The following is a 13,718-nucleotide window of genomic DNA, read 5'->3' as shown; positions in this document are numbered from 1 at the left end:
TCTACGTCGTTGACAGGCCTAGAGCGGCGCGGCACGCGGCTAGCCGATCTTCCGTGAGCGGTTCGTATCGGCCGAGTAGCTCGGCCGGAAACTCGCCCAACGGATTGGTCGTGTTTACCTTCGCCCCGCCGGCAACAAGGGCGGCAATGATCGCCGGATTGCCGATGTAACATGCCATATCCAATGCCGAGCGTGGGTCGGCCCGAGCATTGGGGTTGAGTCCGCGTTCAAGCAACGCTTCGGTTAACGCCAACGAACGTGCATCGTGAACCGCCGCCGCCCAGAGGTGCGGCCCAACATGCTGGCGATGCGCGTCCATCAACTCGGAAGCTACAAGAAGATCGCCGCGCTTGACCGCCTGCTCCATTGCGCTGCGCACGTCGCGTTGTCTGAGAATCGCCAGCTCTCGGTCACGCGTCTTCCACCACGAGTTAGCGTCTTCAGAATCAAAATTCGCCTTAGCGAACTCAAGCGGCGTGACGTTCTCGAACGTTTCATCACGCTTGGTGCGCCAGCTATACATGCGGATCGTCGCCCGCATGGAGAAGTCGATCCATCGGCCGTAGCGCTCAAGCAGGTGCTCGAACATGGGAAAGTTGCCACCGCCGTTGGAGGCGATGGCATGGAAGATGGGTGTCTGCCCGCCACCACGGAAATCGCGGCGATCGTTGATCGGACCTTCGGTCTGATTGGCCCGCGTGTTGATCTCGATCCCGTGCGCGTAGCCACGCTCGCAGAGTAGATCGACACAACGGACCGCCTGATGCTCGACGGCATGGTGGAGGTAAGTCGCGCCTTCGAGTTTGATGTTGCCGTAGTCGAAGCCGGCGAGTCGTTGTGCAATCCGCGACGGGTCGGCGTCGAGCAACGCCGCGAGCTGATCCGCGTCGTCACGGAAGACCGCAAATGCAAGGTCGTCCACTTCACTCGGCTGCGTCGCGCCGTACTCGCGCAACAGATCGATGGCCGCGTGTTTCGTCGCCGGGTCGACGCGCATGTAACTGCCGAGCAGCATCCGCATTGGCGTGTTGTGGTTGGCGTACTTGGTCCGTCGGTCCGGGTCGCTGTCGGGGTCGGCCCCGCGTTCGAGCAGAAAGCGGATTCCCGCGAGGTTGGCCCCTTCGCATGACGCGAGCAGGATCGGCCCGTAGCCGCCACCGTACTCGCCGTTGACGTCGGCACCGTGGTCGACCAGGTACTGAGCAATGTCGAGGTGCTGGTGCGTCGCGCGGGCGAGTCCAAGGTCGAGGTCGTGCTGCGTGAAGCGGCCTTCGTCAACGAGCCGGCGGACGCGCTCGAAGTCGCCGGCGGTCGCCGCCTTCGGGATGTTGTCATTGGGATCAGCACTCCACGCCGCGGAGTCCGCGGTGACCGACTCGACGTGGCCGATCAGTTTTACCCAACTCGTAAATCCATACTCGACGGCGACGACATGCTGCGCATCGGCGAGCTTGATCGCCTTGCCGGGCAGGACTGCTGAGCACCGCTGCGTTGCCCACGGCTGGGCAAGGCGATGATCGGCGAGCAGACGCTTGGCCTGCTTGCGGAGGTGCTCGACCGACGGGTCGACCGGGAGTTTCTTGATGGAGTCCATGCGGACCTTCCTTCGGTAATGCCCGGTGTCCGCACGATCGGGCTGGAAAGAAGGTGCCGATGAAATGTACGAATCGGATCGGTGGGCTGAGCCCTTCCCGCGGACCGGGCGCGGCCGAGACCACGCCCGCCAAGCCTACCGCGCCGCGGTCGGGGCACAAGCGTTCACCTCATCCACCGCTTCGCTCGCCGGCCAAACGCCGGGACGATCGTCGGTGTAGTGCTCGTCCAACACCGCTTGCCAGTCGCGCAGGCTGCGGATGTTGATGAAGCGTTGCTTGACAAAAGAGTGGTCGGGATGGAAGCGGCTGTACTTGATGCCCATCTTGCGCATGCGTCGGCCGGCGAGCTGTTCGCCGTGAATCGCCATCGCGATGTCGAAGTGCTCGGCGAGGGCGTCGCGTTGCTCGGCGACGGTCGGGGGCGTGATCGGCTCGTCGGCGAGAAGCTTGATCGTGTCGCGGAAGATCCACGGGTTGCCGATCGCGCCGCGGGCGATCCAGACGCCATCGACGTTGGTTTCGCGCAGCATGTCGACGGCGTCCTGCGCGGTAAAGACGTCGCCGCTGCCCCAGATGATTTGGTCCGGATAGGCCGCTTTGGCCTCGGCGAGGAACGGGCGTTTGCTGCGGCCGGCGTACTTCTGCTCGACGGTTCGGCCATGCACGCGCACCGCAACGAAGCCGAGCTGCCACGCCTCGTCGCAGAGCTTGAAGAAACACTCGGCCGACTCGGGCGTGTCGTCGAAGCCACGCCGCAGGCTCACGCTCAGCGGATAGTTCGGCAACGCGTCGCGCACGGCGCGCAGGATGCCGAAGCCGCGCGGCAGGTCCTTGAGCATCCACCCGCCGCGTGCCTTGTTTTTCACCTTCTTCACCGGGCAGGCGAAGTTCAGGTCGATCACGTCATACCCATGGTTGGCAAGAATGGCCGACGCCGCCGCGACCTGCGCCGGCTCGCTGCCCATGATCTGGCCGGCGACCGGGTGATCCTCGTCGTCGATGTCGATGGAGTTGGTCAGCCCCTTGCCGCCGGCGAGGAGCGTGATGTCGAGCAGCGCTTCGGTGACGGCGTACGGACACCCCCGCCGCCGCGCGACGCTCCGCATCGCCCGGTCGGAATACCCGGCGAGCCCCGCCTGCATAAGCGGCGCGTCGAGCATGATGGGGCCCAAGGCGAGGGTCATGGCAGTTGGTCATCCTGCCGCGCGAAGTCCGGCCGGTCCGATCGGGCAGCGTGCCAAAGGTACAACACCCGGCACACCCGCTCGACTTCAAAGACCTCGAAAAAGATTAGGTACTTCCGCTTGAACGGAATCCAGAACGCGTGTCGCGGGGGTGGTTCGCTGGCAATCGGGTACCCGTCAGGGAGCCGATCAAGACGCTCAACCTCGGCTCGCACTGCCGCGACGAACCGATCCGCCGGACGCAGAGACTCGGAGCGTGCCGCGATGAAGCCATGCATGATGTCCAGATCAATCAACGCGCCGGGGTGGTACTCGATCGCGTAAGCAATGTCGGCCCGGCCCACTTAGAACTCCACCTCATCGGGCCGGCGACCGGTTCGCTCAGCGATGCGGTTTCGCAGCCGCTCGAAGAACTCGTCGGCCGGGATGGAGTCTTCCAGCGGCGTATCCTGCCGGCGACGGACTTCGGTGAGAACAGCTTTGTGGTCATCGCCAAGGATGTCACCGAGCCCGTCGGATTCGGGTGCAAGCTGGACCGCTTCGTGCAGCAGGTGCTGGGCGTACTGCTGAGCACTCGCGTGGCCGGTGCGGTGGGCTTCGCGTTCAAGGCCGGCCCAGTCCGCGTCGCTCAGTTCGATCGTGCGTTTGCCCATGACAATGTCATGTTAGCGGGTTGCGTCGGCGGGCGGGACGGTTTGCAATACTCGCATGGCCCACTTGCTCCTGCTATTGACGCTGCTGCACCCCGGTCCACCGACCACGCAGCCGGCCGAGCCCCAACACGATGCCACGATCGTCACGCTCCCCGCGACGCGCCCCGCCGAGGTGCCCGAGACGGGGATGGCGGTGTATGTGGGCGACACGGTCATCTTCGGCTACGACCCGACGCCGGCGTTGAAGGTCGACGCGAACCCGGTGCAGGCCGCGAAGTTTCCGGTTATCGACGTGCATGGCCACTGGTCGAAGGACGTGCCCCAAGCCCAGCTCCTCGCCGCGATGGAAGCAAGGAATGTCGCGTACGTCGTGAACCTCTCCGGCGGCAACGGCGACGACGTGATCGCGATGCTGGAGCAGTACGACGACCCTCGGCTGATCATGTTCTACACGATCTCGTGGGACGGCTTCGACGGCGAGGCGTGGGTGGAGCGGACGGTCGCCGACTTCGAGCGAGCGGTGCAAGCGGGCGCCGGTGGATTGAAGGTTTGGAAGGATCTGGGCCTGACGGTGTTGGACGAGACGGGCCAGCGGCTCGCGATCGACGACCCGCGCCTCGCGCCGATCTGGGACAAGGCCGGCGAGCTCGGGGTGCCGGTGCTCATCCACTCGGGCGACCCCGTGGCGTTCTTCGAGCCGATCGATGAGCACAACGAACGCTGGATGCAGCTGCATCGCCATCCGTCATGGAGCTTCCACGGCGAGCAGTTCCCGAGCTTCCGCGAGGTGCTCGACGAACAGGACCGCATGTTCGCGAACCATCCGAACACGAAGTTCATCGGCCCACACATGGCGGGTGACGCGGAGGACCTTGCGACGCTGGCCGAGCGGATGCGGAAGCTGCCGAACCTGAGCGTGGACATCAGCGGCCGGGTCGCCGAGCTCGGGCGTCAGCCGTACACGGCACGCAAGTTCCTCATCGAGTTCCAGGACCGCGTGCTCTTCGGCACCGACCGGTACCCGGGACGCGAGCGTCAGCCACGCCATCGCATTTACTTCCGCTTCCTCGAGACCGATGACGAGTACTTCAAGTACTACGACCACCCGTTCCCACCGACCGGCGACTGGCGCATCTATGGCGTGTTCCTGCCCGATGACGTGCTGAAGAAGATCTACTTCGACAACGCGGCGACGCTGCTCGGACTGGAGATCGAGTAAGCGATGCCTGACGCGTTCATGCACGCGATCCTGCTTGCCTGCGGGCTGCTGCTGATCGGCTTCGCGCTGCGGGCGGGGGTCGGGCTGCTGCGGGTTCTGTACGTCCCGGCGGCGGTGGTCGGGGGCGTCGTCGGGCTCGGGCTGATACAGGGATTGCTGCGGGTCGATGCGATCGCCGGCTTCGCGACCGAAGTCAGCGGCGTGCTTTCCAAGTGGCCGGGCTTTCTGATCAGCGTCGTCTTCGCCGGGCTGCTGTTGGAGCGGTCGAGCAAGTCGCTGGCCGACACCGCCGTTGGTACGGCCAAGCAAGGCGTCGTGGCTTGGCTGATCATCCTCGGGCAAGTCACCGTCGGATTGCTCACGGTGCTCCTAGTGCTCAAGCCGTTGGGCTTGCTCGACGCCGACGTGCCCGGCAGCTTCGGCCAACTGATCGAAACCGGCTTCGCCGGCGGACACGGCACCGCAGCGGCAATGGGCGAGGTCTTCGCGAGCCTCGACTTCACCGCCGGCCGCGACCTCGGATTTTTCTTCGCCACCTACGGCTTGATCTACGGCACCCTCTCCGGCATCGTGCTGGTCAACATCGGCGTCCGTGCCGGCTGGCTCGCCCAGCGTTCGGGCGAAACCGCCGACCTGCAAACCGCCGACCTGCAAACCGCCGCCGATACCGGCCTCGAACCACGCCGCGCCCCCAAGCCCGTCGCCTTCGGACGTGTCGGCGGGCAGGTGATCGACCCGTTCGTCTTTCAAGTGCTCATCGTCGGTGCGGCGCTAGGCGTCGGCTACGGACTGCAACAGCTCTTCCTCGCCGCGACCGGCCTGGTTGCGACCGAGCGGGCCATGGGGTTCATCGACAACATCCCGTTGTTTCTCTTCGCGCTCGTCGGCGGTTGGATCGTCCGCGAAGTGCTGCACGCCATGAAGCTCGGCGACCTGATCGATCCGCCGAGCGTGCAGCGGATCATCGGCTTTGCCATGGAGTTCTTGATCGTCGCGGCGATCGCGTCGTTGCGGGTCGAGGCGATCGCGACGTACTTCGCGCCGGCGGTCGTGCTGCTCATCGTCGGGAGCCTTTGGGCGATCGTCGGACTCGTCGTCATCGGGCGCTGGCTGCTGCCAAGGGATTACTGGTTCGAGCTCGGCCTGATCAACTACGGCATGAGCACCGCGACGACGGCGCAGGGCATGCTGCTGCTGCGGATCGTCGACCGCGATCTCGACACCCCCGCGGCCGAGACGTATGCCGCCGCCGCCCCGCTGACCGCGCCGTTCATCGGCGGCGGGATCCTCACCGTCGCGGGCTTTCCTGCGCTCATCGCCTACGTCGGTCTCGCCGCGACGGCGGGCATCTGCCTCGCGGGCATGGCGATGCTGCTGGTCATGGGCTACTTCCTCCGAAACCGGTAGAGGTTCGAACCAAACAGACTGGGCGTGAGCGAGATCACGTTGTCGGTTGATTTGGGGGTTGCCCGGCTACCCATGCCCAAACTAGGCGGATATTTTCCCAGCACGGAGTCCAAGTCCGTTGGACCCGCACCATGCCCGTCCGCGTGCTCATCATCGACAACGACGAAGCCAACGCGCGGCGAGTACGCGGGTTGCTTGCGGAAGGCATGCGCGAACCGTTCGAGGCGGACTTGGCCGAGGGCTACGCGGCGGGCAAGCGGATGCTCACCGATGCGTGTCACAACGTCGCCCTGCTCAACTATCGACTCGGAGAGCAAACGGGTATTGACCTGCTCGACGACGAAGACGTGCGGACTTCCAATGTTCCGATTCTTTTGCTGGCGGGGTCCGAAGACCAATCGGTCGATCCCGACGCCATGCGCGCGGGTGCGGCGGACTTCCTGCAGAAAGGCACGCTCACGGCGGTGGAGCTAGAGCGCGCGGTTCGGTACGCGATCCAGAGCAGACGGCTCGAACGACAGCGGAGTCGATTGATCCGCGAGAAGGCCGCCCGCCGCGCCGCCGAAGCCGCCAATCAGGCAAAGGACGACTTCCTCGCTCTGCTCAGCCACGAACTCCGCACGCCACTCAATGCGATCTCGAACTGGGTGCAGCTGCTCGAACTCGACGACGTAAATCAAATCGACACCGAAACACTCGCCGAAGCGATCGACGCCATCGGGCGCAACGTGCGTCTGCAGGCACAACTCGTCGACGACTTGCTGGACGTGAGCCGAATCGTCGCCGGCAAGCTCGAACTCAAGCGACAACCGGTCGATCTCGCGCGGGTTTGCGAGGATGCGCTCGAGGGCTGTCAGTCCCTGGCTTTGGCCAAACAGATTCAGGTGACCAGCGACCTCGCCGCGGCTGACACGATGGGTGCGTTCTTCGGCGACCCGACCCGGCTGCAACAGATCGTCTGGAACCTGGCCAACAATGCGGTGAAGTTCACGCAAGACGGCGGCCACGTCGCGCTGCGGCTCACGGCCGACGACACCAACGTCGTCATCACCGTCGCCGACAACGGGCCGGGCATCGGCGCGAAAGACCTTCCGTTCATTTTCGACCGCTTCCGCCAGGGCGACACCCGGTTGGATGTCAACACTAACGGCCGCACACGGCCCGGCGGGCTCGGCATTGGACTGGCGCTGGTGCGGCACCTGGTCGAACTGCACGGGGGTAGCGCCGAAGCCGAGAGCAAAACGGATGGCCCCGACCGTGGCAGCGTCTTCACCGTCACGCTGCCGCCGCACGGGATGCCCGCCTGAATCGACCGACCCGCTGAACTCACTCCGGCATCGGCATCGTTACCGGGACGCCGTCCGCGCCGATCAGCTCGAGAGTGCCGTCGTACAGGGGCTTGGGCATCCGCTCACGAACCCGCATGGCTTCCTGTTGGAGCAGGCCGATCCGGCTCGCGAGATCGCCCAAGTCGCGCTCATCGGCCTGCTTCTCACGCTCGATCTCGAAGTATACGTCCGGCAGCGGCAGTTGGATGATCCGACCGTCGCCGGTGCGACGCAGGCTGTTGGCACGGATGCTGGCGAGCGTTTGCTCGGCCTCGGCGATGTCATTTTGCACGGCCACGATCCGCTGGTTGGTCACGTCGTAATCGGCCTGGAGCGCATCGAGCCGATCATTCGCTTCCTTGCGCTGGGCTTCGATCGTGGCAAACGTGGCGGCATCGACCCACTTGGCCCCGAAACGATGCCAACCCTGCTCGGCGAGTCGCGAGCCGAGGATTCGATCCTGCGCCTCGAATCGCGTGCGGAGGTTTGCATAGACGGTCGTGTCACGTTGCGCTTCGGGAACAAGCTCGATCAGTTCGGCGGCGTTGTCGAGCAGGCTCTTGGTGTCGGGCGCGTCACGCAGGGCGTTGCCGAGCGCGAGGACGGCACGCGGCAGTTGATTTTGCCGCACAAGCACGACGGCGAGGTTGTTGGCCGTCGGCGCGTGGTCCGGCGCGAGCACGGCGGCCTCCTCGAAGCTTCGCCGCGCGCCGGCGACATCGCCACTGCGATACTGCATCAGCCCAAGCAGGTAGTGCGACGACACATCACGCGGGTTCTCGCGCAATCGGTCGTGTACGAGCTTGAGCGCTTCGCCGCGCTTGCCCGACTTGATCATGCCGCGAACTTCGTTGACCGCAACGATGTTTTGTGCCGCACGCTCACGCTGTTCCTGCGGCTTCATCCATTCGCCGTCGAACAACACCCGGCCTTCCTCGCGCCACCGCACCCATTGGGCGAGTTCGACGCGAGCCTTGTCGGCAACCTCGCCTTCACCGATACGCTCCAGGAACTGCTCGTATCGCTCGATGACGAGGTCGAGATCTTCCAGCGGCTCGACACTGCGCCGAAGGTTGGCCAACTGCACATCGGCGTCGGTCTGCGACGGGCCCATCCGCAGGGACTTGACCTGGGAGTCGGGGATGAACTGCCGAGTGCCGTCCTTGAGAATGACGTCGTAGCCGCCAGTGGCACGGCGAATGTCACCCTGTACTTCGCTGCCATCGTTGAGCACGACGACGTCGGCGGTCGCGGCCGTGGTGACACCGAACAACAAGAGTCCCAGGATCAACAAACGCATGTGACGCTCTCCGGTGACATGATACCAGCCGCCGGCGTTCACGCCGCGCTATCGGATCACGAGCGTGTAAACGATCAGCGCCAGCGCGTTTGCGAGCGTGACGATGCCGATCTTGCCGACCGCGTCGCGATGGGCATCGCTGAGATTGTCCAACGGGCGATTGGCAATGATCAATGCCTTGACCCACCACGGATCATCGGCGGTATCCGACGGGGCCGTGTCGGCAACGGGCGGGTCCGCCGGCTCATCTTCAGCAACTGGGTCATCAGCCGGAGCGGTTTCGGCGACGTCTTTCGCGGGCGCGGGGGCTTCGTCGATCGCCATCTCGGCCCGCAATGCCGCCGCGTCGGGGCTGTCGTCCTCGGCAACAGATTCAGCTACCGGTTCGGCATCAGGCGGGACTTCGCCGCTTTGCATCGCGTCGAACAACTCATCAAGCTCGCCGTCGATGCCGTCCTTCTGTTCGGCCGGCTCGGCCGCAACGCTCGCGGCCGGCTCGGGGTCGTCAGGCACCACACCGGTTTCGATCGCGTCGAACAACTCGTTCAGTTCGCCTTCGAGACCTTCGGCCTTGGACGCGACCTTTTCGGTGGCTTGCACGGGCTCCGGTTCGGGAGCGGCAACATCGGCTTCCGCTGCGGGTGCCTCGGCCGAGTCGGCATCCCGCATCTCATCGAACAACGCGTCGAGCTCCGATTCATCGACCGTCTCCGCTGACTCGGCGGGCTTGGCAGCCGGCTCGGATGGTGCTGCGGGTGTATCGCTTTGAAGCTCGCCGAGCAGTTCGTCGAGCGCGTCGCCGTCAGCGAGTTCTTCGTCGACCTCCGGATCGTCCTGCGACTCGACGGACAGGTGCTGGATCAGCTCATCGGTCGGATCGAGGGGCTTTTCGTCACCCTCCTCGCCGCCGACCGCGCTGAACAACTCGTCGAGCTCGGCTTCGAGAACGCCGTCCGCTTCGGCAAGTTTTTCGGCGGCGGCGGACTCGGCGCGCTCGGCGACTTCGGGCCGGCCGTCGCGATCGGCAACGGCGGTGGCAGACTCGGGTTGATCGCGGTCAGCGTCCATGCTTCTACACCATCGTCCATCCGTGCCACGCAGCGCGGCTCCGGTTCATTATCGGTCAGCCCACACGAATCTCAAGCGAAACCTCGATCGTTCCTTAGCATGCCCGCATGGCCAAGGGACCAAGCCGAATGCCGCGCGTGTTCATCGAGAAGTTCACGCCGCCACGCACCGTTCCCGCCCCCGAAGAACGTCACCACCTACGAAACGTCTTGCGGCTCGGCGATGGTAACCATGTCCAGCTCTTTGACGCGCACGGCAACGAGGCGAACGGCACGATCGCTGGCGACGCCATCGAACACGCACCGCCGACGCGTCGAGAACGGGACGTCACGCTGAGCGTTGCGTCGGCCGTGCCCAAGGGGGATCGCGTGGAGTGGCTCGTCGAAAAGCTCGCGGAACTCGGCGTGGCGTCCTGGCATCCCCTGCTCACCGAGCGGAGCACGGTGGACCCGCGTCCGGGTAAACTCGAGAAACTCCGCCGCCGTGTGATCGAAGCGGCCAAGCAAGCGGGCACGCCCGGCGTAATGAGCATCGGCGAACCGGTAAAGCTCGAGCGGTTCCTCGAAACCGCCGACGGCCCCTTGCATGTGTTGAGCACCGTGGATTCCGAACCGCCCCGACCGACGCCGGGCGAAGCCGCCACGCTGCTGATCGGACCCGAGGGCGGATGGACGGATCGCGAGCTCACGCTGATGGCCGACCGGCGGGCGACCGCCGTCACGCTCGGGCCGACGGTGCTGCGGATCGAAACCGCGGCCGTCGTGGGCACCGGCGTGTTCGCGACGCTGCTGCGGGGGTCGTAGACTTTCGCATGTCGCAGCCGCCGACATCGTCGCAGACACCCCGCGAACGGGCGAGTTGGTTCATGCTTTTCACCGGCGTGGCATGCGCGGTGCTGCTCGGCATGAACCTCCTGCCCGTCGTGACGACGACGCCGTCAGAGATGCTTGCGGCCATCAACGCGACATATGAACAGAGCAGCATCGGCCAGCCGCCGATCGGCGTACGAGGCGCGACATGGCTGCTGTCGATTCTCGCGGTGCTGATCAGCGGGCTGATCATCGCGTCGGTCGTCCTGGCGGTTTCGGGCGTTCGGCTACGGAGCGGGAGCGCGCGGGCCTTGCGAACGGGCGCGATCGCGGTGGGCGTGCTGATGTTCGCGTTCGTCGCCATCGGTTTCGTTGGCGTACTCGGTGCGCTGTTCGCGCCGGGGTCGGCGTTGGTGTCGATCCTGCTCGCGGGGCCGGCGATGCTGCTGGGGTGGGTCATCGCGCTCATGGCAAAGGCCCGCGACGACGTTGGCCCGGAGCCCGAGATCGGTGACGTCCGCCCGGCCACGTTTCAAGTCCCCATCGGCCCCGGCGAGTTGCCCGGACCTGGGTGAGCGTCAAGCGGGCAATGCTTGCACCGGCCCGACAAGCCGGTAGCGTTTGATCGATGGGGTTACCTAAACGTGGCGATCCACGGCGGCCACTGTTCGCCGCAGCATCCTCAATGCAGTCGGTGGGTGTGCTGTTGATCAGCATCGCCGTGCTGCTTGGCGCGCTCACCATCTCCGCCGGAGGCTCTGCGGCCGTCATCGCAATCGTGGTGTTCTCGACGTTCTACGTCGTCCCCGGCACACTGCTGATCATCACGTCGATCTATCTCAAGCGGTACCAGACATGGGCGGTGATCGTCGGGCTGGTGTTGACGTCGCTCCTGCTGTTGGGCTGTCTCATGATCATCGCAGGCGGCTTGATCAACGTGCTCCTCGTCGATGACGGCGACGTCAACATCGGCGGCTACGTCATGCTCGGCGTCGGTGTCTTGTTTCTCATCGCGTTTTCGCAGTTGCTCTACCTGCTGATCAAATCCTTCGACGTGATCCGCATGGGCCCCGAGGACAACGCCCCCCGCGGCTTCGAGCCGATCATGCCCACGAGCGTGGAGCCGGATGATCAAACCGAATGATGTAGCTCGGTTGCGTGGCGACCGGGCTACGGATACCGCGCTACTTGATCGTCAGCGTCCGCTCGAAGAAGTCCTGCTTCATCGCGGCTTTGCACAACGCAAGGGTTTCCTCGGCGACGGCGTTGGCCCGCGCGGTGCCGGACTTGAGAGCGTCCATCACGTCGTCGGGGCGTTGCTCGAAGTGGGCACGCTTCTCGCGGATCGGGGCGATGACGGCTTCGAGGACTTGGACAAGCTCTTTCTTGAGCTGCATGTCGCCGGGGGCGGTGTCGCCGCCCTTGGCGTAGGCGTCGGCCTGTTCGTCGACCCACGCTTGGTCCGGATGGAAGCTGCGCAGGAAAGCGAAGAGCGGGTTGGCGTCGGGATCGGGATTGCCCGCGTCGGTCTTGCGCAGGCGGGCCGGATCGGTGTACATGCTGCGGACCTTGGCCTGAAGCTCATCGGCGGAGTCGCCGAGGTAGATCGCGTTGTTGAGCGACTTGGACATTTTCTGCAGCGGGCCGCCCGGCTCGACGGGGCCGTTGATGCCGGGCAGGCGACCGACGCGGCCGATCTTCAACTGCGGCACCGGCAGCACACCGCCGAGTTTGGCGTAGTCGGCATCGTCCGCGTGACTGTCGACGCCGCAGTAGAGCTGATCGAACTTGCGAGCGACCTCGCGCGTCATCTCCAAGTGCGGCGTCTGATCCTCGCCGACCGGCACCACGTCCGGTCGAAACGCGAGAATGTCCGCACACTGCCCCACCGCGTACAACGGAAATCCGAAGCTGTGCTTGTCGCCCAGGCCCTTGTCCTTGATCTCCTGCGCGAGCGTCGGGTTGCGCATCACGCGGTTGAACGGCAAAAGCATCGCGAAGAAGAACGTCAGTTCGTCAATCGCGGGGACCTCCGACTGAACGAACATCGCCGACTTGTCCGGGTCGATGCCGATCGCGAGCCAGTCGGTCGCGACGTCGAGCACGGACTGGCGGATCTCCTCCGGCTTGTCGGCCCGCGTGGTGAATGCGTGCTTGTTGGCGATCAGGAAGAAGCAGTCATGCGTTTCCTGCATCGCCAGCCGGTTTTCCAGCGACCCGACCCAGTGGCCCAGGTGAAGTTGCCCGGTGGGCGTATCGCCGGTGAGCAGGCGGGGTTTGGCGGTTGGTTCAGACACGCGGTGAGGATAGGTGGACATTTGCAGCACATGCACGGCGCTGGCACGGGCTTTCTCCCTGACCTTCCATCGACCGGGATTTTCGACATCCGTCGGGCGAGGGACTTCGTAATCCCATCCGACACGCAATACTCACTCAATTTTTCTCTCAAGGAGAATCCATGCACGACTTACTTCGCTTTGCCCTGCCCGCTGCCGCCGCCGTCACACTGACTGCGGGCGTCGCGTCGGCCCAGACCTTTACCGTCCCGCTCGACAGCCTGCAGACCAACCCGGGCGCGAACTTTGATCCCGGCCAGACGCTGCCCACGGGCAACGCCGTGCTGACGCTCGACACCGACGCGATGACTTTCTCTTGGGACATTGATTACCAGGATCTGACCGGCCCGATTGTGGCGCCTGGTGCGCACGTCCACTCGGCCGAGACCTTTGGCGGCAACGGGCCGACCGTGGTCGATCTCGTCGGCGACACGCCGTCGGGCGTTGACCCCATCGGCGGTATCGTGCCCAACGGCCAACCCGCCACCGGCAACCTCACCGGCACCGCCAACATCGACCAGATGTTCATCGACGGCCTGCTCGGCGGAAACTACTACGTCAACTTCCACACTGAGCAGAACGGACCCGGTGAGCTACGCGGCCAGATCGTCGTGCCCGAACCGGCCAGCCTCGGCCTGCTCGGTGCCGCAGGCACCTTGCTCATCCGCCGGCGTCGATAGCCGAAGCAGAACTCGTACATACACATTTTGCGGCTGCGGCGAAGCCCCCCCGTTGGAGGAAAGTGGACCCCCGCGGCGTAGCCCCCCCCCCCAACCAAAAGGTCAACCCCGCCCAAACCCAAAAAACCCCGCCCCCCCC

Annotated in this window: 14 protein-coding genes; 7 read left to right on the top strand and 7 right to left on the bottom strand. The window is 65.0% G+C overall.

The window, feature by feature from the left end; genetic code table 11:
• Position 1 precedes the first annotated feature (1 nt).
• From AAGD32_08245 to AAGD32_08230, 4 genes are all read right to left on the bottom strand, one after another.
• Complete coding sequence (locus tag AAGD32_08245; GenBank protein ID MEM8874238.1) at positions 2-1,594, bottom strand: hypothetical protein; 1,593 nt, start codon at positions 1,592-1,594, stop codon at positions 2-4.
• A 135-nt stretch (positions 1,595-1,729) separates the two neighbouring features.
• Positions 1,730-2,779, bottom strand: coding sequence for a tRNA-dihydrouridine synthase (locus AAGD32_08240; protein ID MEM8874237.1), 1,050 nt, complete (start codon positions 2,777-2,779; stop codon positions 1,730-1,732).
• The gene (locus tag AAGD32_08235; GenBank protein ID MEM8874236.1) at positions 2,776-3,123 is read right to left on the bottom strand and encodes a type II toxin-antitoxin system RelE/ParE family toxin; all 348 of its coding nucleotides are present in this window, start codon (positions 3,121-3,123) and stop codon (positions 2,776-2,778) included. The genes AAGD32_08240 and AAGD32_08235 overlap by 4 nt, the downstream gene beginning before the upstream one ends.
• Complete coding sequence (locus tag AAGD32_08230) at positions 3,124-3,432, bottom strand: hypothetical protein (GenBank protein ID MEM8874235.1); 309 nt, start codon at positions 3,430-3,432, stop codon at positions 3,124-3,126.
• Positions 3,433-3,487: 55 nt separating this feature from the next.
• Here AAGD32_08230 and AAGD32_08225 point away from each other — a divergent pair, with 55 nt between their 5' ends.
• The 3 genes from AAGD32_08225 (at position 3,488) to AAGD32_08215 (ending at position 7,365) form a co-directional block, all read left to right on the top strand.
• Positions 3,488-4,651, top strand: a complete 1,164-nt coding sequence (locus tag AAGD32_08225; GenBank protein ID MEM8874234.1) for an amidohydrolase family protein — start codon at positions 3,488-3,490, stop codon at positions 4,649-4,651.
• Positions 4,652-4,654: 3 nt separating this feature from the next.
• On the top strand, positions 4,655-6,058 hold the full coding sequence (locus AAGD32_08220) for a sodium/glutamate symporter (GenBank protein ID MEM8874233.1): 1,404 nt from the start codon (positions 4,655-4,657) through the stop codon (positions 6,056-6,058).
• Positions 6,059-6,189: 131 nt separating this feature from the next.
• Positions 6,190-7,365 carry an ATP-binding protein gene (locus tag AAGD32_08215; protein MEM8874232.1) on the top strand — a complete coding sequence of 392 codons (1,176 nt, stop codon included), beginning with the start codon at positions 6,190-6,192 and terminating at the stop codon, positions 7,363-7,365.
• A 19-nt stretch (positions 7,366-7,384) separates the two neighbouring features.
• On the opposite strand, the gene AAGD32_08210 is transcribed toward AAGD32_08215, so the two are convergent.
• Both AAGD32_08210 and AAGD32_08205 read right to left on the bottom strand, forming a co-directional pair.
• Positions 7,385-8,686: a tetratricopeptide repeat protein gene (locus tag AAGD32_08210; GenBank protein MEM8874231.1), complete on the bottom strand. Its 1,302-nt coding sequence runs from the start codon at positions 8,684-8,686 to the stop codon at positions 7,385-7,387.
• Positions 8,687-8,734: 48 nt separating this feature from the next.
• Complete coding sequence (locus AAGD32_08205; protein ID MEM8874230.1) at positions 8,735-9,754, bottom strand: hypothetical protein; 1,020 nt, start codon at positions 9,752-9,754, stop codon at positions 8,735-8,737.
• A gap of 107 nt (positions 9,755-9,861) precedes the next feature.
• Here AAGD32_08205 and AAGD32_08200 point away from each other — a divergent pair, with 107 nt between their 5' ends.
• The 3 genes from AAGD32_08200 to AAGD32_08190 all read left to right on the top strand — a co-directional run bounded on the left by AAGD32_08200 (position 9,862) and on the right by AAGD32_08190 (position 11,707).
• Entirely contained in the window at positions 9,862-10,557 is a 696-nt protein-coding gene (locus AAGD32_08200; protein ID MEM8874229.1) for an RsmE family RNA methyltransferase, read from the top strand.
• An 8-nt stretch (positions 10,558-10,565) separates the two neighbouring features.
• A complete protein-coding gene (locus AAGD32_08195; protein ID MEM8874228.1) occupies positions 10,566-11,138 on the top strand; it encodes a hypothetical protein in 573 nt (190 codons plus the stop codon).
• A 110-nt stretch (positions 11,139-11,248) separates the two neighbouring features.
• Positions 11,249-11,707 (top strand): hypothetical protein, encoded by a 459-nt coding sequence (locus AAGD32_08190; protein MEM8874227.1) that lies wholly within the window; start codon positions 11,249-11,251, stop codon positions 11,705-11,707.
• A 40-nt stretch (positions 11,708-11,747) separates the two neighbouring features.
• On the opposite strand, the gene trpS is transcribed toward AAGD32_08190, so the two are convergent.
• On the bottom strand, positions 11,748-12,860 hold the full coding sequence (trpS, locus tag AAGD32_08185; protein ID MEM8874226.1) for a tryptophan--tRNA ligase: 1,113 nt from the start codon (positions 12,858-12,860) through the stop codon (positions 11,748-11,750).
• Between the two features lie 161 nt (positions 12,861-13,021).
• Here trpS and AAGD32_08180 point away from each other — a divergent pair, with 161 nt between their 5' ends.
• Positions 13,022-13,579 carry a CHRD domain-containing protein gene (locus AAGD32_08180; protein ID MEM8874225.1) on the top strand — a complete coding sequence of 186 codons (558 nt, stop codon included), beginning with the start codon at positions 13,022-13,024 and terminating at the stop codon, positions 13,577-13,579.
• Positions 13,580-13,718: the final 139 nt, after the last annotated feature.

It is taken from the genome of Planctomycetota bacterium, from assembly GCA_039182125.1.
Classification (GTDB): domain Bacteria; phylum Planctomycetota; class Phycisphaerae; order Tepidisphaerales; family Tepidisphaeraceae; genus JBCDCH01.
This window is presented reverse-complemented; position numbering and strand designations above follow the sequence as displayed.